Below are 21,686 nucleotides of genomic sequence, written 5' to 3' on the forward strand. Positions count from 1 at the left end.
TAACGTTTGATTCGAATACAAGACACTTGAATGTGTTTGTTGTGTTTATACCGTTCTTATTAACTAAGAGCAGATAAACATTGAGAACTTTTAAATTTGATTGAATTACTCGTAAGTAAATCAATCAGTCAGCTTTCCAAATTGTTAAAGAGCATAAAGCAAAAAGCTTTAATCAATAACTTACGTTATTAATTAAAGCTCTGGCTTTAACTAAATCTAAACCATCAATCTGTGTGGACACTCATCGTAAGTATCTTCGTATAAGGAGGTGATCCAGCCCCAGGTTCCCCTAGGGCTACCTTGTTACGACTTCACCCCAGTCATGAACCACAAAGTGGTGAGCGTCCTCCCCGAAAGGTTAAACTACCCACTTCTTTTGCAGCCCACTCCCATGGTGTGACGGGCGGTGTGTACAAGGCCCGGGAACGTATTCACCGTGACATTCTGATTCACGATTACTAGCGATTCCGACTTCATGGAGTCGAGTTGCAGACTCCAATCCGGACTACGACGCACTTTTTGGGATTCGCTCACTATCGCTAGCTTGCTGCCCTCTGTATGCGCCATTGTAGCACGTGTGTAGCCCTACTCGTAAGGGCCATGATGACTTGACGTCGTCCCCACCTTCCTCCGGTTTATCACCGGCAGTCTCCCTGGAGTTCCCGACATTACTCGCTGGCAAACAAGGATAAGGGTTGCGCTCGTTGCGGGACTTAACCCAACATTTCACAACACGAGCTGACGACAGCCATGCAGCACCTGTCTCAGAGCTCCCGAAGGCACACCTGCGTCTCCGCTGGCTTCTCTGGATGTCAAGAGTAGGTAAGGTTCTTCGCGTTGCATCGAATTAAACCACATGCTCCACCGCTTGTGCGGGCCCCCGTCAATTCATTTGAGTTTTAATCTTGCGACCGTACTCCCCAGGCGGTCTACTTAACGCGTTAGCTCCGAAAGCCACGGCTCAAGGCCACAACCTCCAAGTAGACATCGTTTACGGCGTGGACTACCAGGGTATCTAATCCTGTTTGCTCCCCACGCTTTCGCATCTGAGTGTCAGTGTCTGTCCAGGGGGCCGCCTTCGCCACTGGTATTCCTTCAGATCTCTACGCATTTCACCGCTACACCTGAAATTCTACCCCCCTCTACAGCACTCTAGTTCACCAGTTTCAAATGCAGTTCCGAGGTTGAGCCCCGGGCTTTCACATCTGACTTAATGAACCACCTGCATGCGCTTTACGCCCAGTAATTCCGATTAACGCTCGCACCCTCCGTATTACCGCGGCTGCTGGCACGGAGTTAGCCGGTGCTTCTTCTGTTGCTAACGTCAAGATGTGCAGCTATTAACTACACACCCTTCCTCACAACTGAAAGTACTTTACAACCCGAAGGCCTTCTTCATACACGCGGCATGGCTGCATCAGGCTTTCGCCCATTGTGCAATATTCCCCACTGCTGCCTCCCGTAGGAGTCTGGACCGTGTCTCAGTTCCAGTGTGGCTGATCATCCTCTCAGACCAGCTAGGGATCGTCGCCTTGGTGAGCCATTACCTCACCAACTAGCTAATCCCACCTAGGCATATCTTGACGCGAGAGGCCCGAAGGTCCCCCTCTTTGGCCCGTAGGCATTATGCGGTATTAGCCATCGTTTCCAATGGTTATCCCCCACATCAAGGCAATTTCCTAGGCATTACTCACCCGTCCGCCGCTCGACGCCCATTAACGCACCCGAAGGATTGTTAGTGTCGTTTCCGCTCGACTTGCATGTGTTAGGCCTGCCGCCAGCGTTCAATCTGAGCCATGATCAAACTCTTCAATTTAAGATTTTGTGACTCAACGAATACTGACTTCAAAACTAATATTCATGTAAACATGAACATGTAATTCTAAAGCTATTACCATTCCAACAGAATGGTAATGAATTGACTGTGCCGCTTGTTGTTTTCACTTTTTAATAAAAAGCAAAACCAAAAAGCATTCGAACTATTTCTAGCTCAGGTCACTCAGTTCATTGAAATCATTTTGATTCCGAAGAATCTGTTTTATCTAACGATAAAACGTTTTGATATTCATCAACGAGTGCCCACACAGATTGATAGGTTTAAATTGTTAAAGAGCTTCTCTTCGTTGTGACTTACATCACTTCGGAAGAGGCGGCCATTCTAGCGTTTTAATTCTCAGTGTCAAACACTTTTGAAAATTAATTTCTACTTTCTAAAAGTAGAAGCGAATTATCGCTTAAAGCTAGTTGCCTTACTAACATTCTTCGCTGAAGCCTTGTGGCGTCTACCGTGTCAGTGATGCGGCATTATAGAGATGTTCCTCACATTGGCAAGTGTTTATTAAAGAAAAATGTAAAAATAACGGTTAGATGACAAATAAACACTCAAAGCCTTATTTGTGCAAGTTTAACTACAAAGTACCTACAGAATAACCACAGACTTATCCACAATTGCTCTAATTTTCATCCTAGAAAACAAAAAAGCTGCCTTATGGCAGCTTTTTAAATGGCAATGAGTCTAAATCCCAGAGCCATATTGCTCTCCATCGTCTTCATGGAGACCACATTCTCTTTTTAGGCCATTAAAACGGGTTTCTTCTTCAGTCATACCCGGTTCCCATTTCTTAGTCGTATGAGTATCTCCAACAGAAAGGTACCCCTGCTCACGAAGTGGGTGGTAACTAAGGCCATGCTCTTCCAAGTAATAGTGAACATCTTTATTTGTCCAATCTATTACTGGCAAGAACTTAAACACACCATTTTGGATAGATAAGATCGGCAAGTTTGCGCGCGATTGAGATTGCTCTCTTCGCAACCCTGAAAACCAAGTGCCAGCCTCTAGTTCATCCAGCGCTCTTCTCATCGGTTCGACTTTATTAAGCTTGTTATACTTCTCTATTCCTTCTATACCTTGATCCCAAAGTTTGCCATATTGCGCTTCTTGCCAATTAGAGCTCTGTTGTGCGCGAAAGACTTGAAGGTTTAAAGTCAATTTCTGACTTAACTCATCTATAAAGCGATACGTTTCTGGGAATAGGTACCCGGTGTCTGTCAGAATAACTGGAATATCGGGTTTGGCTTGAGTCACTAAGTGCAGCATCAATGCTGCTTGAATTCCGAAACTAGAAGACACCACATGTGTTCCTTCTAAGTTTTCCAGAGCCCACTTCACTCTTTCTAATGCAGTTAGCTGTTCTAACTCAGCATTAATTTGTCCAAGACGAAGTATCTGCTCCGTCTTAGTCAATGCGAGTAGCTCTGCTAACTTCAATTTTGAAGCGACAGAATTATGCATGCAGATCCCTCTTTGAAATGATCACCTCTTCGATGATGCCAGCTCGGATTGTAAAATCACCGAACCCTTCCTTATCCGTTCGTTCCGTAGCCCAACGCCCCACCAGCGAATCAATCTCTTCTAAAATCTGAGCTGACGTGATGTTCTCTTTATACATCTTAGGAATACGAGTTCCGGCTTTGTTGCCACCTAAGTGCATGTTGTAACGCCCTGGAGCCTTGCCGACTAAACCAAGTTCAGCCAACATTGCACGACCACAGCCGTTTGGACAGCCTGTAATGCGAAGGATGATGTTATCTTCTTCTGGTAATCCGTGTTTCTTCAGAATGTCTTCAACATCCGTTACAAACTCAGGAAGAAAACGTTCGGCTTCTGCCATTGCTAACGGACATGTTGGGAATGCCACACACGCCATTGAGTTCTTGCGCTGTTCTGAAACGGCATCATCCATCAGACCGTATTGACGTGCCAGCTTTTCAATTTGTGCCTTTTGGCTCTTAGGTACACCTGCAACAATGAGATTTTGGTTCGCTGTCATGCGGAAGTCACCTTTGTGGATCTTCGCTATTTCAGCAACACCTGTTTTCAGCGCTTTACCTGGGAAATCAAGTAAACGACCATTTTCGATGAATAACGCTAAGTGGTGCTTACCATCAATGCCTTCCGCCCAACCGATACGATCGCCACGGCCAGTAAACTCATATGGACGGCTTTCAGAAAACTCAACGCCTGCACGTTTTTCTACTTCGGCTTTGAATACATCAATACCAACACGGTCTAGTGTGTATTTGGTTTTGGCATTCTTACGGTTCGAACGGTTACCCCAGTCACGCTGAGTCGTTACCACCGCAGCTGCTACATCTAACGTTTTATCTAATGGCACAAAACCGAAATCGTCAGCTTTACGTGCATAAGTAGAAGTATCGCCGTGCGTCATAGCAAGACCACCGCCCACTAATACGTTAAAGCCCACCAGCTTTCCATCTTTAGCAATCGCGATGAAGTTAAGATCGTTAGCATGAACATCTACGTCATTCTGTGGAGGAATTACAACCGTCGTCTTGAACTTACGTGGTAAGTAGTTACTACCGAGGATAGGTTCTTCATCCGTTGTTGCTAGCTTTTCACCATCTAACCAGATCTCAGCATAAGCACGAGTCTTAGGTAATAGATGTTCACTGATCTTTTTCGCCCACTCGTAGGCTTCTTGATGGAGCTCGGACTCAACCGGGTTTGTGGTACACAAAACATTTCGGTTTACGTCACCCGCAGTTGCGATCGAATCAATACCAATACTGTTTAGCGTTTGGTGCATTAACTTAATGTTCGGCTTCAATACACCATGGAACTGGAAGGTTTGACGAGTTGTAAGACGGATAGAACCATAAGAGGTGCTTTCATCTGCGAATTTATCAATCGCGAGCCACTGCTTAGGAGTGATGATGCCGCCTGGCATACGCGCACGAAGCATTACGTTATGTAAAGGTTCTAGCTTTTGCTTGGTACGTTCATTACGAATATCACGGTCGTCTTGTTGGTACATACCGTGGAAGCGGATCAACTGAAAGTTATCAGCAGTAAAGCCACCCGTAATTCTATCTTGAAGATCTTGTTCAATCGTACCGCGAAGATTTTTACTTTCACGCTTCAGACGTTCATTGTCAGCCAAAGGTCCCAGTACTTGACCTAGCACTTCTTGCTCTATTACTTGCTTGCTCATTAGTACACATCCCTTTGGTAACGTTTCGCTTTACGTAAATCATTAATATATTGTTCAGCTTGCTCGCGGCTCTGATTGCCATGTTTTTCCGCTATCGTAACTAACGCTTCATGAACATCTTTTGCCATTCGAGTTGCATCGCCACATACATAGAGGTACGCGCCCTCTTGAAGCCATTGCCAAACCTGCTCTGCCTGCTCAATTAATCGGTCTTGAACATAAACCTTTTCTTTTTGATCACGACTAAACGCAACATCAAGCTTGGTTAATGCACCAGATTTAAGATACCTCTGCCATTCAACTTGATATAAGAAATCTTGAGTAAAGGTACGGTCACCAAAGAACAACCAGCTTTTACCTTCAGCGTCATTGTTTTCACGCTCTTGAACAAAACTACGGAAAGGTGCGATACCTGTACCCGGGCCGACCATGATAATTGGTGTGTTGTCGTCTTGCGGCAGTTTGAAGTTATTGTTGTTCTCTACAAACACCTTAACTTCACCACCTTCTTCAAGGCGTTGAGCTAAGAAACTTGAAGCGCCACCCAGACGAGATTCATCGCCCTTTTGGTATTCAACCAGACCAACCGTCAAGTGAACTTCTTCATCCACTTCAGCTTGGCTTGACGCAATAGAGTAGAGACGTGGCGTTAACTTACGTAGTAGGCCAATCAATTCATCAGCCGATAGCTTGGTTTTCTTCTCAGCTAAAACATCGACAACTTGAGTATTACCCGCATATTCACGAAGCTTGTCTTTATCTTCCACCAGCTTAATTAACTTCTTGCTGCCCGAAAGCTCAGCAAACTTAGTCACAAGCTGAGGGTTTGAAGATGTAATCTCGAATTTACTGACGAGTGCGCTATGCAAAGACAAGTTGTCACCATCGACATCGACACTTTCGATACCAGACAGCCCAACCTTAGAAAGGATCTGATTAGCGAGTTCTGAACTGTTTTCAAACCATACGCCTAGCGCATCACCCGGTTGGTAAGTAATACCCGACTCATCAAGATCAATCTCGATATGACGAACATCTTTGCCCGAATCACGACCGGTGATCTTTTGGCTCGTTAATAGAGTCGCTGTGTATGGATTTTGTTTGGTGTATTGCGAATGACCGGCAGCCGCTTGGCCTACTGGTAATTGAACCACATCGGCTTCAGTGCCTGTCGATAGCGTCTCTTTTACTTGCTCTAATGCTTTAGCGCGCCATTCCGTTGCTGACTCTTCGTAATCAACATCACAATCAAGACGGTCGACAAACGATTTAGCACCAAGCTTAGCGAGGTAGTTATCGAAGTCTTTAGCCGTTTGGCAGAAGAACTCATAGCTTGAGTCACCTAAACCGATCACACCGTATTGTAGGTTTGATAATTTTGGCGCTTTCTTCGATTGAAGGAATTCATGCAACTCAATAGCGTTATCAGGGGCTTCGCCCTCACCATTGGTTGAAGCCACAAAAATGACGTGTGTCTCTTTGGCTAAGTTCTTACCTTTATAATCACTTGCATCAAAAAGCTCGACAGCAATCCCTAAGGCTTTCGCTTCTGCTTCAAGCGATTCAGCGACACCTTTCGCATTACCAGTTTGGGAAGCGAAGATAATGCTGAGCTTACCCGCAGGCTTTGCCGCTACTGCAGCGGCTGCTTGAGCGATTGGCGCGGCGGCACCCACAGGCTGAGTTTGGCTCACACCCCAAAGGTAACCACTGACCCATGCCAGTTGTTGAGAAGATAATTCAGAAACAGTTTGCTGAAGATGACCCAATTGTTGGTCATTAAGTGGTGCTGCTAGCCCAGGTAACTCATTAGCCCCAGACTGTGCATTATTATTTTGTGAAGACTCTTTCTTATTTAAAGACATGGTCACGACATCCCTAATCATTGCGTGACGATAGATTAACCACTCCTTTTAATAACAAGAAAGAATAGAAAAGTATGTTTTATAACTTTTTGGAAGTAAAAACCGATTGAAATGTCAATTGAGTTACTGGTTTTCAATACGAACTTGTTGAAAGCCAACCGCCATTGCCGACTTAGATGCGAGGTCTAAATCCGCGTAATGACACTCTTCACCATGAACATCAGTAAGCAAAACAAAGCCGCCTCCCATATGGCGAAACTCCACAACCCAAGACCCCTCTTGAATTGAGGGCTCTATGATCGCTTCAACCAACAGATTTTCTCGATATAAATTTCGTAATTCATTGAGTGTCATATTCCATCCCTTGCTTTGACCTCACAACATAGACCTTATAATAATAGACGCTAATTAGGCCTCTGTATTAAGGATGGTCGAAAGTGATGAGTGTGCTAACTAATTCCAGAAAGGTATAACCAATAGATATAAAAAAACGCCACTTAATAAAGTGACGTTCTTAAATTTCGTTCTAGATTCGCTTTAATTGCCTAAAAGCGTACTTCTACACCAGCAAACCAGCCATCAACCATAACAAACGCTTTAGGTGGCGCTGGCTTTGGGTCATCTAACGGATCAGGTTCTTTGTCCGTCTCAAGAGGTTTATTCAGCTCTGAAGAGAAGAATTTGTCCGAATCAAGGTCGATCACACGATAGCCACCACGGAGTGCTATTTCAGTATCAGCCACTGGAATACGGTACTGAACACCCGCCATCAAATCGGTACTCTTAATACCGTTGCTATCACCAAATTCCATCGTACCAATGATATCAAGCTGCGTATTAGGGACATTGATTTCTGCGTTACCGTAGAAGCTCCAGGTAAACTCATCAAAACTTGTCGTTTTCGAACTGTACGGATCTTTGTAATGTGAGTTTGCATACTGAGTAAATGTCACACCCGCATCGAAGTTCATCAACTTGTGATCCAACATTGTGTAGTAGAACGTGTAGTCATACTTATCAAACGCTAACAATGTTGTATCAACAGTAGAGTAGCGGAAACTCGCATTTGGCAGCTTAGGGGCATTATGCTCAAATGCGAAATACAACGAAGGTGAGTTTGAGTCACTCGACCTAGCTTCATTCAGCTTTGTACTTCCCCACCACATATCAGCACCGATCTTAGTCGTGTAAGAAAACTCTTCTTCAGCGGACACTGCCGAGCTTAAAGAAAGCATTCCCACTAAAGCAATTAATGGCATTTTATTCATTTGAGATAGCTCCAATTCCATATCGTTGTGCTAATTGTATGCACATTCATAGATTATTGGGGAAAATTCTACCACACATCTTAAATTCTAAAACGATAAACCGCTGACGAGTAAAGATTTGACGACACGATGACCTTAATAACGTCTTTGGTTAGAGCTGTGTACATAGTTTTTGAAAAACCACACACCCACTGCAATCACGATCAGCCAAGGCAGCAGTTTAAACACAACGCCCATCATACCTAAGACCAGCATGACCGCTAACGCGATTCCGGTTGCCGCTAGTACCGTCATAAACGTAATACCAGTAACGAGTAAAGTTGCGACGAAAATAAGAACAAAGATTAATTCAAACATAATGGTCTCCCTAATGAGTTCATGACCTATCTTTCCTACTTTCTAACATTGCAGCTTCCATACCAAGTTAGCTACAACCATAAACTCCTTACTTATCAGGCAAATAAAAAGCCACACATCTTCATGCGTGGCTTTTCGGAAACTCACAATGGTAAATTTAGCCTCTAATGGCGAATTTAGCCTTGTTCTTTAAACCTTAAGCTTCTAACTTTTAATTCTTAGCTTTTGGCTTTTGCTTTAACCTTGAGGGTGTTTATACATTTAGCTCTTTAGGGATCTTAGCCAATGCCGTCTGAATCACCTCAATGCCCGCGCCTTTCTTATGTGCATTCTCACTGATGTAACGACGCCATTGTCTTGCACCCGGCATACTTTGGAACAAACCCAGCATGTGACGAGAGATATGACCAAGGCTTGCTCCATTCGAAAGCTGACGCTCAATGTACGGGTACATCTCTTCAACCACTTGTGAACGCTTCTTGATTGGCGTGTCTAAACCGAAGATCTGCTGATCAACTTCAGCCAAGATAAACGGGCTATGGTATGCCTCACGACCGATCATCACACCATCAAGGTGCTGCAAGTGCTCTTTAGTCTGTTCTAATGTAGTAATGCCACCATTTACCGCAATCACTAGATCAGAGAAGTCTTTCTTGATTTGGTACGCACGATCGTAATCTAGCGGTGGGATCTCACGGTTCTCTTTCGGGCTAAGGCCACTCAACCACGCTTTACGCGCATGAATAGTAAATTGCTCACAACCGCCTTTTTCAGACACCGTTGAAATAAATTTAGTCAGAAACTCGTAAGAGTCTTGGTCGTCGATACCAATACGCGTTTTTACCGTAATTGGAATATCTGTGACTCCTTTCATCGCAGAAACACAATCTGCCACCAGCTCAGGCTCAGCCATTAGGCAAGCACCAAAGCGCCCATTCTGAACTCGGTCTGAAGGGCAACCTACATTGAGGTTCACTTCATCATAGCCACGCTCACCAGCAAGCTTGGCACAAGCCGCCAAATCAACCGGGTTTGAACCACCAAGTTGAAGTGCTAATGGGTGTTCTTGCTCGTTATACTCTAGAAAGTCGCCCTTACCATGTAAGATCGCACCAGTTGTGACCATTTCCGTGTACAGAAGCGTCTGCTGAGATAGCAAACGGTGAAAGTAACGACAGTGGCGGTCAGTCCAATCCAACATGGGTGCAACGGATAAGCGGTTAGCCGCGTATTTACTGGTATTGTCAGGTTTCATAAAGCGTTACTCAAAATCTATACACTGCATTTATATACAGAAACTCGCTAGTTCAGCCGTAAGCTCACCCACTCACTACGCCTATAGTACGTATTGGTGGAGTGAAACGAAGGCATCTAGCATTAAAAAGAACACTCAAAAGCGGTGAATCACGCTTCACAGTGGACATTGTAGTCAAAAATAATTGGGCGATTATACACAGGGAATCGAAAACATTCAGGAACAAAGACCAACTTATTTCCCCGTACAACTCGCACAGTGTTAGTGCAGGCTTTCAGCGAGTGAGAAACGAGTTGGGTATTGAGGATTTGAGGTACCACGACCTACGAAGAGAGGGAGCAAGTCAGTTGTTTGAAAAGGGCTACTCCATTGAAGAAGTAGCCCAAGTGACTGGCCATCGTAATTTGAATATTTTATGGCAGGTTTATGCTCAACTATTTCCGCATTATTTACATGAAAAAGCACAACCTTAAATATATTTTCTTTATATGCATTAGGACATTATTAGATATACAAGTTTTGTTGTAGTTATGGTGGGATCTGGAAGGCTAATTTCAACATTTACGGGCGATAAGTTTTTAGGCCCTGTCGCACAACAATACACTTTCACGCTAGTTAACCATAAAAAATCAATAAAACTTAACAACTTAAATGCAATACCAGCTAAATAATAAGGTTATGGGTTTTGAACAAAGATCAAGGGATTTTTTTTTATGGATGCGCAAAAGTAAAGCATCATTAAAACACAGTTTTTATACAATCAAGCCGCTCGTATCACCGTCAGTAAGTAGTCACTTACAGTTTTTTTTCAATCAAACACTTATCCACAGACCACCCCATTTCTTTACCTTGAAAATAGTGGCTTGCAGCTCTATCTTGTAAACCTTGAAAGAAAAAACACAGGATATTGTGTTTTTTATTCACCGTTTAGAGAGGAGAGTTGTACAGGGAATCTGATTTATTTTAACCAGAAACGAAGAACCCCACCAAAAGGCAGGGTTCGAATTCGAAGCCAAGTCTAGAGTAACGCCAATTACTCAAAAAGTGACTACTAGATATCTAAGTCTCAATATCTGACAACGAGACTATAGAACGTGGATACAGGCTTGGCAATCAAATTAACACAACCATATAGGTGTGATTATGTTGCCCAAAAGCGTCCAAGCTTTGCTACGTAAGGTCTTCAACACTGGCTTTACTATTTTCAAATTAAGACCTAATTTTTTTGTCAAAGGTCTGATTTACTTTGTCAATACAGTCGCAGACTTGATTAAAGAATAACTTAAAGAGACAGTCGCAAGGCTGTCTCTTTTACCCATTACAATTTTCAAGCCTTGTAATTCGCTCGTCCATTTTCTCCATCATCAAGCGCAACCACTTAACATCAGTTTTGAATGTGATCCCCATACCAACCCCACTAGATAAGGCACTGACCACTGTGATAATTAGTGTTTGATACTCTGCCATTACTTGAACTCATTGCGTAGGGTTTCCCATAGGCCAAATACTATTGGAGCACTTGCGCCAATAATGCCACCGAATTGAACACCATCTGCCGATACGCTAGCTGTGATAAGTTCAGGGTGACCAGATACCAAAGCCGCTCCAGCGCCAAATAACACTAAACCATTTTTAGTCGATGACAGACCAATCTCGATTGACAACCCTTGACCATTAAGCGCACTATTGCATACTGTATTTTAAAACTCATTCACCAGATCTCTAATTCAGCGTGATTAATCAGTTATGCCTTGAGTCACACTGTCGTTTTGAGTTACCTTGTCTTATTCAAAGTCGTAGGTCACAATACGCTCTGTACCTGACTTTAATAAAATCAATGTCTCCTCAAACAAGGTTACCTAGCAATAGGAGCTGAATGGGGATGTTTGATTGAACGGTGAAAAATTTGGACCACACATTAATAGAGCAAGTTGAAGGGATATGCGTATCGCGAGGTGTTAGGCTAACACCCCAAAGAAAGCGAGTGTTTGAGCTTATCCTATCTAATAAAAAAGCCTCCAGTGCTTATGAATTATTAGAGCAATTGAAAGTCAGTGAACCGCAAGCCAAGCCTCCTACAGTTTATCGCGCTTTGGATTTTTTGTTAGAGCAAGGGTTCATTCACCGAGTTGAGTCAACGAATAGCTTTATATGCTGCTGCTCTTGCAATGCCAACACGCATTTTTCCCAATTACTGATCTGCGATAAATGTGGCACTGTGATAGAATTACAAGACGATGCGCTTGTCGCCCTACTCGCGAGTAACGCCGAGCAGCATGGATTCAAGTTGACCAACCATGTCATTGAATCACATGGCATTTGCCAAACTTGCTCCTCCGAAATGAAAGAATAAGATTATAGAAGAACATTATGCGCGCTGAATTTGTAAACCCGTTTTTAGCTTCTTTGATGAACGTACTAAAAACGATGGCATCTCTAGAATTAAAGCCTCAGAAACCAAGAGTGAAGAAAGATGAAATCGCTCGTGGTGATGTGTCCGGCCTAATTGGTATGGTTGGTACACAGTCTCGTGGCTCAATGTCGATCACCTTTGATGAAGGGCTTGCTCTAGAAATCATGGAAAACATGCTAGGTGAACGACCAAACGGTTTGAACGAAGAAGTGACCGACATGGTGGGTGAAATCACTAACATGGTAACCGGTGGCGCAAAGCGTATTCTTGCAGAAAGCGGCTTTGACTTCGATATGGCAACGCCAATCGTGGTTTCAGGTAAAGGCCATACTATTCGTCACAAGTGTGAAGGCGCTATCATCATCATGCCTTTCTCATCTCAGTGGGGTAATGCTTTCATCGAGATCTGTTTCGAATAGAGACAATCGAGTAAATAAAAAACGAAAGGCTGACGTACATACGTCAGCCTTTTTTATTGCCGTAAAATCAACGGACATAAAAAACGCCAACCGAAAGGTTGGCGTTTACAGTTATGACTTGGTGTGACTTAAACAGTCTTAAGCTTTCAGCGCTTTAAATGCGTTGATTAGACCGTTAGTAGAGCTGTCGTGAGACGTTACTTGTGCATCGTCTGCAAGCTCTGGAAGAATTTGGTTTGCTAGTTGCTTACCAAGTTCTACGCCCCATTGGTCGAAGCTGAAGATGTTCCAGATAACGCCTTGAACGAAGATCTTGTGCTCGTACATCGCGATTAGGTTACCTAAAGAGCGAGGGTTAATTTGCTTAACAAGAATAGAGTTCGTTGGGCGGTTACCTTCAAATACTTTGAAAGGTACTAGCTCAGCAACTTCTTCAGCTGTTTTGCCAGCCGCTAGGAATTCAGCTTCTACTGTCTCTTTTGTCTTACCGAAAGCTAGCGCTTCAGTTTGAGCAAAGAAGTTAGACATTAGCTTCTGGTGGTGATCAGATGCTGGGTTGTGGCTGATAGCCGGAGCAATGAAGTCTGATGGGATCAGCTTAGTGCCTTGGTGAATCAGTTGGTAGAACGCGTGCTGACCGTTTGTACCAGGTTCACCCCAGATGATAGGGCCTGTTTGGTATTCTACTGGGTTACCTTCACGGTCAACGAATTTACCGTTAGATTCCATGTTACCTTGCTGGAAGTAAGCAGCAAAACGGTGCATGTATTGATCGTAAGGTAGGATTGCTTCTGACTCAGCGCCGTGGAAGTTGTTGTACCAAACACCAATTAACGCAAGGATCACTGGAATGTTGCTTTCAAATTCCGTTGAAGCAAAGTGGTTATCCATCTCGTGTGCGCCATCGAGTAGCTCAGCGAAGTTATCGAAGCCAATAGATAGTGAGATAGAAAGACCGATCGCTGACCATAGTGAGTAACGACCGCCTACCCAATCCCAGAATTCGAACATGTTGTCAGTATCAATACCAAACTCAGCAACTGAAGCCGCGTTTGTTGATAGTGCTGCGAAGTGCTTAGCAACGTGTGCTGAGTCGCCTGCTTCAGCCAAGAACCAATCACGCGCAGAGTGTGCGTTCGTCATTGTTTCTTGAGTGGTAAATGTCTTAGATGCCACTAGGAACAGTGTTGTTTCTGGGTTAAGAGGCTTTAGTGTCTCAACGATGTGAGTGCCGTCTACGTTAGAAACAAAGTGCATGTTTAGGCGAGTTTTGTATGGCGTAAGTGCTTCAGTTACCATGTATGGACCAAGGTCTGAACCGCCGATACCGATGTTGACTACATCAGTGATCTCTTTACCTGTGTAACCTTTCCACTCACCAGAAACGATACGGTGTGTGAACAGTTCCATTTTTGCTAGTACTGCATTCACTGCTGGCATTACGTCTTTGCCATCAACCATTACTGGCTTGTCGCTACGGTTACGTAACGCAGTGTGAAGAACTGAACGACCTTCAGTCTTGTTGATTGCATCACCGCCGAACATTGCTTCGATTGCAGACTTAACTTCAGTCTCGTTCGCAAGAGCAAATAGGTGCTGCATCGTTTCAGCGTCGATAAGGTTCTTAGAGTAATCCACTAAGATGTCTGAACCGAAACGAGTAGAAAAGCTCTCGAAACGCTTTGCATCTTGAGCAAATAGCTCTTTCATATCCATATCTTGAGCAGACTCAAAATGTGCAGTTAGAGCTTTCCACGCTTGTGTTTGCGTTGGGTTGATATTTTTCAACATGGTATCTATCCCGATGTTACTGTAGGTTTTATTCTAGACGTCACCAAAGTGATGAATAGAACCCCCGATTAGGCGAAAGTTTATATTTTTCTATGATGACCAAATCGCATCACCACTGAAAGATTCTTTGTAATTTTTTTTCACGACGTATTATGCCGCATATGAAGAGCGGTACCTTGAGATAAATCAGAATTAGATTTCCTGATAGCAGAATCGGTACTGACTCTAGCGCTCACATCATTAAATGTGAGCGAAACCTGATAAATTCAAGTTCAAAAGATAGCGTTAAACCACTTTTTTTCCAAATACATTATAGAGGATGGCGTATGTGGATTCAGAAGACGATACACCTACACGCACAAAAACGTGGATTTCATCTCATCACTGATGAAATTGAACAACAGATACCCGATATCCATTCACTGTCTGTTGGTTTATTACATCTATTCATTCAGCATACTTCTGCTAGCCTTACGCTAAATGAGAACGCAGACCCGACCGTCCGCACCGATATGGAATCACACTTTAATAAGTTTGTGCCCGAACGAGCCCCCTACTACAAGCACACCTACGAAGGTGATGATGATATGCCCGCTCACATTAAAGCATCGACACTTGGCACCAGTGTGACAATTCCGATTGCCAATGGTCGTCTAGCATTAGGGACATGGCAGGGCATTTACTTAGGTGAACACCGGGATTGTGGTGGAAGCCGTACCGTTATTGCGACCATTCAAGGTGAGTAACGTTACGTCATCAACAATGAAATACCGCTTAACGAACATAATGGTAGAAAACAAAAAAGGGTGACACAGTTATGTGTCACCCTTTAAAAATATAAGAGAGTCGAGTTGGTAAAACCAGAATTAGAAAGGCTGGTTTATCATAACCCTAAAGGTCCCTTCATCACCGCCTCGCGCTAATTCAGCACGTACAACAATGCCTTCAACCTGGAAACGAACTGCGCCGCCTAGGCTCCATTTCATGTCTGTGTGCAGTGTTTTGATATCGTACTCATCAGCAACACGCCCGACTTCAGCAAACGCCACCCACTGCCACCAAGGCAAATCGTAGTAGTTAATCAGTGGGATATCGCCCAGCGGTTGCCAATCAGGAAGCACTCGATATTCCGCAGAGTAGTGAATAGCAGAACGACCGTGGTAACGGCCTCCGGTATAACCTCTTAAGCGATATAAGCCACCGAGTCGAGCTTGCTCTGTTTCCGGTGGACGAGCACAATCTTGCCCTGAACAGTTGCCCCACGTAGGTGTGTCAGCGGTATAGACATCAAATGCCACGACTTGTTGATCGAACAAGTTCCCCAAAGGACCCAATGCAAAATACTGACTGTTTTGGAATGTCCACTTCAGCCATAAGTCATCGTTAGACCAACTTTCAGCGCCGGTAGTAAACTCAAGATTGGTATGAGACCCCTTGGTTGGGTTGCGTGTGCTATCACGGTTGTCCCAATCAAACGCCAAACTAAAACCTGTCGCTTGTTCACTATTGTTTAAGCCTTCTAGCTCACGAGCCGTATAGAAAGGCGTAAAGACAATCGAACTGACACCAGACTCTAATGGGGAAGCAAAGCTCACATCTTTGATGGGTTGGAAAGCCCCTAACAAGCCATGCTCTGCAACATTGCCCCAAGGCAGCAGATACTTAAACTCAACCTGATAGTTTTCTTCTAAGCCGTCGGCAATGGTTTTATCATCAATGGATGAATCGTTATCGCCTTGAGAGCCAATGTAATACGGGTTTTCGTTAAAGCGAGCTTGGTACATCTGAGTACTGAACAATACGTTCTCAGACAGTGCGAAGTTAAAGGCTGATAAGAAACCGACGTAGCTGTCTTTATCTGAATAAAGCGCCATGCCAAACAGAGCTGCTTGAGGCTGCCAAACACCCTTTGCGACACCAGCAACCCCGAAGGTATTACCCATGGTTTCAGTACTAAAATAGAAAGGAACAAAGGCTGAATCTTTTTCTTCACTCACTGCGGGAGAAGACAAGCTGACACCGAGTAATGCCATTGCAGACATTAACCAGTGTCGAGTCGTTCGTATGAACATCATTTACTTATAGGATCCATAGTTACTTCACATTAGCTACTTCACGTACTCCATCGCAACACGCGAAGTCAGCTTAGTGACCAGCTCGTAAGCGATAGTGCCAATATGTTCTGCGACTTCTTCTGAAGGTAAATCTTTACCCCATAATGTTGCTTCATCACCGACTTTATCTGCCGCATCAGGGCCAAGGTCAACCGTTAGCATGTCCATTGATACACGTCCTGCGATCGGTACTTTTCGGCCGTTAACGAATACTGGAGTGCCGTTAGGAGCAGTGCGAGGATAACCATCACCATAACCTATCGCGATCACACCAACCTTGGTATCTCGCTCACTGGTCCAGTTACCGCCATAACCCACACTTTCACCCGCTTTAACATCACGAACGGCTATCAGGTGAGAGGTCAAAGTCATTACAGGATAAAAGCCAAGATCTTGCGCTGATTTATCAGCAAAAGGAGAAACACCGTAAGAGATAATTCCCGGGCGAACCCAATCAAGATGGCTGTCTGGCCAAGCTAATAGACCCGCAGAAGCAGCAAGTGAACGCTCACCTTCACAACCGTCGGTGAGCGATAAGAAAAGCTCGGTCTGTTCAACGGTGGTTGCTCTATCAAGTTCATCAGCACAACCGAAGTGGCTCATGTAGCGCAGAGGTTTAGCAACATTCGCACATTGATGTAAGCGCTCAACAAAGTTTTGGTATTGCTCAGGACGAGCACCTAGGCGATGCATACCACTGTCGACTTTTAGCCAAACCACGACAGGTGTTTCTAATTCCGCATTCTCTAGCGCACTTAATTGCTCTTCACAGTGCACCACAGTTTGGATGTTATTGGTCACCAAGATTGGCAAATCGCCCGAAGAGTAAAACCCTTCTAGCAACAAAATAGGTTTAACAATGCCACCAGCACGAAGCTGTAATGCTTCTTCAATACGCGCCACACCAAAAGCATCAGAGCTTTTTGAATGCTTGGCTATATGCAGTAAGCCGTGTCCGTAGCCATTGGCTTTCACAACAGACATTACCTTGCAATGAGGAGCCTTCGACTTTATCTGGTTCAGGTTGTGTTCAAGCGCGTTTAAGTCAATACTCGCCGTCGCTGCTTTCATGTAAGTCATTAGTGATTACTCATCATCAAATGCAGGACCTGCATAGTTATCAAATCGGGAATGTTGACCTTGGAATGTAAGACGAACCGAACCGATCGGGCCGTTACGTTGCTTACCAAGGATGATCTCAGCGATGCCTTTCAATGAACTATCTGGGTTATAAACCTCATCACGATAGATAAACATGATTAAGTCGGCATCTTGCTCGATCGAACCTGATTCACGCAAATCCGAGTTTACTGGGCGCTTATCAGCACGCTGCTCTAGGGAACGGTTAAGCTGAGAAAGTGCCACAACTGGTACGTTGAGCTCTTTTGCTAGTGCTTTCAATGAGCGAGAAATCTCGGCGATCTCTAGAGTACGGTTATCAGATAACGAAGGTACACGCATTAATTGAAGGTAATCTATCATGATCATAGAGATGCCATCATGCTCACGAGCAATTCGTCGAGCTCGAGAACGTACTTCTGTTGGCGTTAGACCCGAGCTATCATCGATATACATATTCTTCTTATCCATCAGAATACCCATACTCGACGAGATACGAGCCCAATCTTCATCGTCTAACTGACCGGTACGTATCTTGGTTTGGTCTACGCGAGAAAGTGATGCAAGCATACGCATCATCAGCTGTTCAGCTGGCATCTCTAGCGAGAAGATTAACACTGGCTTGTCTTGCTTCATCGCTGCGTTTTCACATAGGTTCATCGCAAACGTGGTTTTACCCATCGATGGACGCGCGGCAACAATGATTAAGTCAGAACCCTGAAGGCCTGCCGTTTTCTTATTGAGGTCGTTGAAACCCGTATCGACACCTGTCACACCATCTTGTGGCGATTTATATAAGATTTCGATACGTTCTAGCGTCTTCTCTAGAATGCTATCAACATTTTGTGGGCCTTCATTTTCACTTGCTCGGCCTTCGGCAATCGCGAAGACTTTACTCTCAGCAAGATCAACAAGTTCTTCCGATGTACGACCTTGAGGGTCGTAACCAGAATCAGCAATTTCATTTGCCACACCAATCAGGCTACGCACCAATGCACGTTGTGCCACGATATCAGCATAAGCATTGATGTTTGCCGCACTTGGGGTGTTTTTCGCTAGGTCAGCAAGGTAAGCAAAGCCACCCACTTCTTCAAGTTGCTCACGCAGCTCTAAATGTTCAGAGAGTGTAATAAGATCCAGAGGAGAGCTTTCTTCAAGGATATCCTTTACCGCTTCAAAGATCAGACGGTGAGGACGGCTATAAAAGTCTTTGGCCACAACCTTTTCGGCCACCGTATCCCAGCGTTCGTTATCCAATAACAAACCGCCAATAACAGATTGCTCAGCTTCTAATGAATGTGGCGGGACCTTGATGGCGTCCACCTGATCGTTGGCTGATTTCTGACTTTTGGTATCCACTATGACTACACTCAATAACTAATAATGATCGTTCATTATACCCAAGAACATCCGTTTGTAATCCGATCCTATGAGTTTGTTTTATTCTTCAGCAAGAATTTACCTATTGCTGACGGAATTAACCAAAGGTAGCATTACGATCCTTCCATTCATTCACTGTATAACTGAGGTATGCGTGTCCAAATTATTGGCTCTGAGTCCTGGTGTTCTAAGCTCTAGTCTTCTAAGCATCGGCCTCCTGAGCACTCCGTTGGCCTTAGCGGATGATGCTAAAGCCTCTGTTGATGCAATTCTCGACTCGATAGTGGTAGCAGAACCTGCTGCTGAACCGATCGTCGTTGCACCGACACTTGAAGAAAAAGAGTTGGATATCGCACCGAGTGATTCAGACCTGCTGAACCCACTGAATACGGAAGTCGAATTTGGATATCAGTCGCATACTGGTAATTCTGATTCGCGCTCGCTAAATGCACGCCTGAACGGTGAGTACACGGCTGGTCGTCATAGAACCAGTGGCGAATGGAAATATTACAATCTCTACAAAGATGGCGAAGAAGATAAAAGGCAATCGACGTATTCTGCTCAGAGTGACTACAAGTTAAGTCCGAAAACCTATCTCTATGGCAGCTTTAAAGGTGTCGATTCACGATACAGTGCTTATTTTAAGGACTACACCGTTTCTAGCGGTCTAGGTTATCAGTTTTCGAATACAGAAGAGTTTGTGTTGGAAGTCGAAGTTGGGCCGGGTTTTCGTTACCAAGAGCCTAATCTCGATGAATTAGACGACGATGACATCATCTTCCCAGAGATCGTTGAAGAAGCGATTTTCCGTGGCAATGTAAATACATCATGGCAGGTATTGAAAAATTTGAAGCTCAAAGCCGATGTGACGTTGGTGTCTGGTCACAGCAACCTAAAATTTGATACTGAACTAGAAGCGATCAACGATATTACCGACAATATCGCACTAAAAATTGCTCACTCTCGACAGTACCACGACAAGGTACCTGAAGGGTTGAACAAAGAAGATTCCGTACTGTCTGTAAATCTACTTTTTCAATTCTAAATTTGAGAGCGGGTATAACGGTGTATCGATAAAGAACCCCCTCGTTCTTACTATGTAAACCTACCTCCTCTCTAGTCCTTTCTATTCCTGCAATAGTCCCTGTTCCAAAAAGCTTAAAACTCATATTGCAGACATAAAAAAACACCAGCCGAAGCTGGTGTTTAAAACTTTCAAAAGAAAGAATTCGTCTTGGTACTGAAATTACTCAGCTGCAACGATAGCGATTTTCGCAGTAGCAAAAACTTCAGAGTGAAGTTGGATGCTTACTTCGAATTCGCCGATGTTACGTAGAGCGCCTTCAGGTAGGCGTACTTCGCTCTTAGCTACTGCAACACCTGCCGCTGTAATAGCGTCAGCGATGTCACGAGTACCGATAGAACCGAATAGTTTACCTTCGTCACCAGCTTTAGAAGCGATTGTAACGCCTTCTAGAGTGTTAACGCTCTCAGCGCGAGCTTCTGAAGCAGCTAGTTGCTCAGCAACTTTAGCTTCTAGTTCTGCACGACGAGTTTCGAACATAGCAACGTTGTCTTTAGTTGCCATAACTGCTTTACCCTGTGGGATAAGGAAGTTACGAGCGTAACCAGATTTAACGTTTACTTGGTCGCCAAGGCCACCTAGGTTACCGATCTTATCAAGTAGAATAACTTGCATTATCTTAGTCCTCTTAAACTATTATTAACTATTACCGATTACTGATGCTTGTCAGTGTACGGTAGTAGTGCTAGGTAACGAGAACGCTTGATAGCGCGAGCTAGCTGACGTTGGTATTTAGCACTTGTACCAGTGATACGGCTAGGTACAATTTTACCAGCTTCAGTGATGTAGTTTTTTAGAGTTGCTACGTCTTTGTAGTCAATCTCTTGTACGCCTTCTGCAGTAAAACGGCAGAATTTACGACGACGGAAGAAACGAGCCATGGGCTATCTCCTGATCTAAATTTAATAATGCGGTACTCACACGAACTTATAAATAAGTCTAAGCAAATGCTTGTAGTGGGAATACCTAAACGAGTTGAATAAAATTTAATGACCTAAAAGGCCAAAAAAGAATTACTCAGCAGCAGCTTCTGGCTTAGCTTCTTCTTCACGACGTGGTGCACGTTCTTCACGGTCATCACGACGAGGAGCACGCTCTGCACGCTCTTCTTTTTGCTTAAGCATGATAGATTGCTCAGTCACAGCGCCTTTAGTGCGCATGATCATGTTACGTAGAACTGCATCGTTAAAACGGAAAGCAGTTTCTAGCTCGTCCATCACTTCTTGGCCAGCTTCAACGTTCATAAGAACGTAGTGAGCTTTGTGAAGTTTGTTGATTGGGTAAGCCATTTGACGGCGGCCCCAGTCTTCTAGACGGTGGATAGTACCACCAGCTTCAGTGATTGAACCAGTGTAACGCTCGATCATGCCAGCAACTTGCTCGCTTTGATCAGGGTGAACCATGAATACGATTTCATAATGACGCATTTGGTTGCTCCTTACGGATTATTAGCTTCCACGAAAGGCTCGGTCGTCCAAGGGAAGCAAGGAACTAAAGAAAAATGACCGAGTTTTAAGGACGGCAAATATTATAGAAAGAACCCGGTATTGGCAAGCGGTATTTGGCTAATAATGAAACAGTTTTTCTGTCGCCATCTAGCCATCCGACA

General features: G+C 44.1%; 20 protein-coding genes and 1 rRNA gene. 5 read left to right on the top strand and 16 right to left on the bottom strand.

Going from position 1 to position 21,686, the window contains the following annotated elements; translation table 11 throughout:
- Positions 1-261: 261 nt before the first annotated feature.
- The 8 genes from OCV44_RS12950 to dusA all read right to left on the bottom strand — a co-directional run bounded on the left by OCV44_RS12950 (position 262) and on the right by dusA (position 9,757).
- A 16S ribosomal RNA gene (locus OCV44_RS12950) occupies positions 262-1,816 on the bottom strand.
- 699 nt (positions 1,817-2,515) lie between these two features.
- Positions 2,516-3,292, bottom strand: a complete 777-nt coding sequence (locus OCV44_RS12955) for a phosphoadenylyl-sulfate reductase (protein ID WP_102250087.1) — start codon at positions 3,290-3,292, stop codon at positions 2,516-2,518.
- Positions 3,285-5,012 (bottom strand): assimilatory sulfite reductase (NADPH) hemoprotein subunit, encoded by a 1,728-nt coding sequence (cysI, locus tag OCV44_RS12960; RefSeq protein ID WP_139685864.1) that lies wholly within the window; start codon positions 5,010-5,012, stop codon positions 3,285-3,287. Before cysI ends, OCV44_RS12955 begins: the two co-directional genes overlap by 8 nt.
- Complete coding sequence (locus tag OCV44_RS12965) at positions 5,012-6,877, bottom strand: assimilatory sulfite reductase (NADPH) flavoprotein subunit (RefSeq protein WP_139685863.1); 1,866 nt, start codon at positions 6,875-6,877, stop codon at positions 5,012-5,014. Before OCV44_RS12965 ends, cysI begins: the two co-directional genes overlap by 1 nt.
- Before the next feature lie 123 nt (positions 6,878-7,000).
- Positions 7,001-7,231 carry a hypothetical protein gene (locus OCV44_RS12970; protein WP_004735813.1) on the bottom strand — a complete coding sequence of 77 codons (231 nt, stop codon included), beginning with the start codon at positions 7,229-7,231 and terminating at the stop codon, positions 7,001-7,003.
- 191 nt (positions 7,232-7,422) lie between these two features.
- On the bottom strand, positions 7,423-8,145 hold the full coding sequence (locus OCV44_RS12975; protein ID WP_139685862.1) for a TIGR04219 family outer membrane beta-barrel protein: 723 nt from the start codon (positions 8,143-8,145) through the stop codon (positions 7,423-7,425).
- A 135-nt stretch (positions 8,146-8,280) separates the two neighbouring features.
- Positions 8,281-8,502 carry an envelope stress response protein PspG gene (gene pspG / locus OCV44_RS12980; RefSeq protein ID WP_009847904.1) on the bottom strand — a complete coding sequence of 74 codons (222 nt, stop codon included), beginning with the start codon at positions 8,500-8,502 and terminating at the stop codon, positions 8,281-8,283.
- Between the two features lie 253 nt (positions 8,503-8,755).
- Positions 8,756-9,757 carry a tRNA dihydrouridine(20/20a) synthase DusA gene (gene dusA, locus OCV44_RS12985; RefSeq protein WP_139685861.1) on the bottom strand — a complete coding sequence of 334 codons (1,002 nt, stop codon included), beginning with the start codon at positions 9,755-9,757 and terminating at the stop codon, positions 8,756-8,758.
- 161 nt (positions 9,758-9,918) lie between these two features.
- Here dusA and OCV44_RS12990 point away from each other — a divergent pair, with 161 nt between their 5' ends.
- Positions 9,919-10,230, top strand: coding sequence for a tyrosine-type recombinase/integrase (locus tag OCV44_RS12990; protein ID WP_139685860.1), 312 nt, complete (start codon positions 9,919-9,921; stop codon positions 10,228-10,230).
- 993 nt (positions 10,231-11,223) lie between these two features.
- Here the strand turns inward: OCV44_RS12990 and OCV44_RS12995 are convergent.
- Complete coding sequence (locus OCV44_RS12995; protein WP_139685865.1) at positions 11,224-11,403, bottom strand: hypothetical protein; 180 nt, start codon at positions 11,401-11,403, stop codon at positions 11,224-11,226.
- A 251-nt stretch (positions 11,404-11,654) separates the two neighbouring features.
- On the opposite strand from OCV44_RS12995, the gene zur reads away from it, so the two are divergent.
- Positions 11,655-12,110: a zinc uptake transcriptional repressor Zur gene (zur, locus tag OCV44_RS13000; RefSeq protein WP_012603115.1), complete on the top strand. Its 456-nt coding sequence runs from the start codon at positions 11,655-11,657 to the stop codon at positions 12,108-12,110.
- A gap of 17 nt (positions 12,111-12,127) precedes the next feature.
- Positions 12,128-12,589: a chemotaxis protein CheX gene (locus tag OCV44_RS13005; protein ID WP_009847897.1), complete on the top strand. Its 462-nt coding sequence runs from the start codon at positions 12,128-12,130 to the stop codon at positions 12,587-12,589.
- 138 nt (positions 12,590-12,727) lie between these two features.
- On the opposite strand, the gene pgi is transcribed toward OCV44_RS13005, so the two are convergent.
- Positions 12,728-14,380: a glucose-6-phosphate isomerase gene (gene pgi, locus OCV44_RS13010; RefSeq protein WP_009847896.1), complete on the bottom strand. Its 1,653-nt coding sequence runs from the start codon at positions 14,378-14,380 to the stop codon at positions 12,728-12,730.
- A 326-nt stretch (positions 14,381-14,706) separates the two neighbouring features.
- On the opposite strand from pgi, the gene OCV44_RS13015 reads away from it, so the two are divergent.
- The gene (locus tag OCV44_RS13015; protein WP_139685859.1) at positions 14,707-15,126 is read left to right on the top strand and encodes a secondary thiamine-phosphate synthase enzyme YjbQ; all 420 of its coding nucleotides are present in this window, start codon (positions 14,707-14,709) and stop codon (positions 15,124-15,126) included.
- A gap of 120 nt (positions 15,127-15,246) precedes the next feature.
- On the opposite strand, the gene OCV44_RS13020 is transcribed toward OCV44_RS13015, so the two are convergent.
- From OCV44_RS13020 to OCV44_RS13030, 3 genes are read right to left on the bottom strand one after another with little or no spacing between them, the layout of a single operon-like run.
- Positions 15,247-16,452: a BamA/TamA family outer membrane protein gene (locus OCV44_RS13020; RefSeq protein ID WP_032499458.1), complete on the bottom strand. Its 1,206-nt coding sequence runs from the start codon at positions 16,450-16,452 to the stop codon at positions 15,247-15,249.
- A gap of 36 nt (positions 16,453-16,488) precedes the next feature.
- Positions 16,489-17,574, bottom strand: a complete 1,086-nt coding sequence (gene alr / locus OCV44_RS13025; protein ID WP_017097257.1) for an alanine racemase — start codon at positions 17,572-17,574, stop codon at positions 16,489-16,491.
- A 6-nt stretch (positions 17,575-17,580) separates the two neighbouring features.
- A complete protein-coding gene (locus tag OCV44_RS13030) occupies positions 17,581-18,972 on the bottom strand; it encodes a replicative DNA helicase (RefSeq protein ID WP_009847892.1) in 1,392 nt (463 codons plus the stop codon).
- Between the two features lie 175 nt (positions 18,973-19,147).
- Here OCV44_RS13030 and OCV44_RS13035 point away from each other — a divergent pair, with 175 nt between their 5' ends.
- Positions 19,148-20,038 carry a DUF481 domain-containing protein gene (locus OCV44_RS13035; protein WP_139685858.1) on the top strand — a complete coding sequence of 297 codons (891 nt, stop codon included), beginning with the start codon at positions 19,148-19,150 and terminating at the stop codon, positions 20,036-20,038.
- A gap of 201 nt (positions 20,039-20,239) precedes the next feature.
- Here the strand turns inward: OCV44_RS13035 and rplI are convergent, their stop codons facing one another.
- The 3 genes from rplI to rpsF form a co-directional block, all read right to left on the bottom strand.
- Entirely contained in the window at positions 20,240-20,692 is a 453-nt protein-coding gene (gene rplI, locus OCV44_RS13040; protein ID WP_009847890.1) for a 50S ribosomal protein L9, read from the bottom strand.
- Positions 20,693-20,730: 38 nt separating this feature from the next.
- Positions 20,731-20,958, bottom strand: coding sequence for a 30S ribosomal protein S18 (gene rpsR, locus OCV44_RS13045; RefSeq protein ID WP_000090472.1), 228 nt, complete (start codon positions 20,956-20,958; stop codon positions 20,731-20,733).
- Positions 20,959-21,090: 132 nt separating this feature from the next.
- Entirely contained in the window at positions 21,091-21,504 is a 414-nt protein-coding gene (gene rpsF, locus OCV44_RS13050; protein ID WP_004735855.1) for a 30S ribosomal protein S6, read from the bottom strand.
- Between the last annotated feature and the right edge of the window lie 182 nt (positions 21,505-21,686).

This window comes from Vibrio tasmaniensis (genome assembly GCF_024347635.1).
In the GTDB taxonomy this organism is placed as follows: domain Bacteria; phylum Pseudomonadota; class Gammaproteobacteria; order Enterobacterales; family Vibrionaceae; genus Vibrio; species Vibrio tasmaniensis.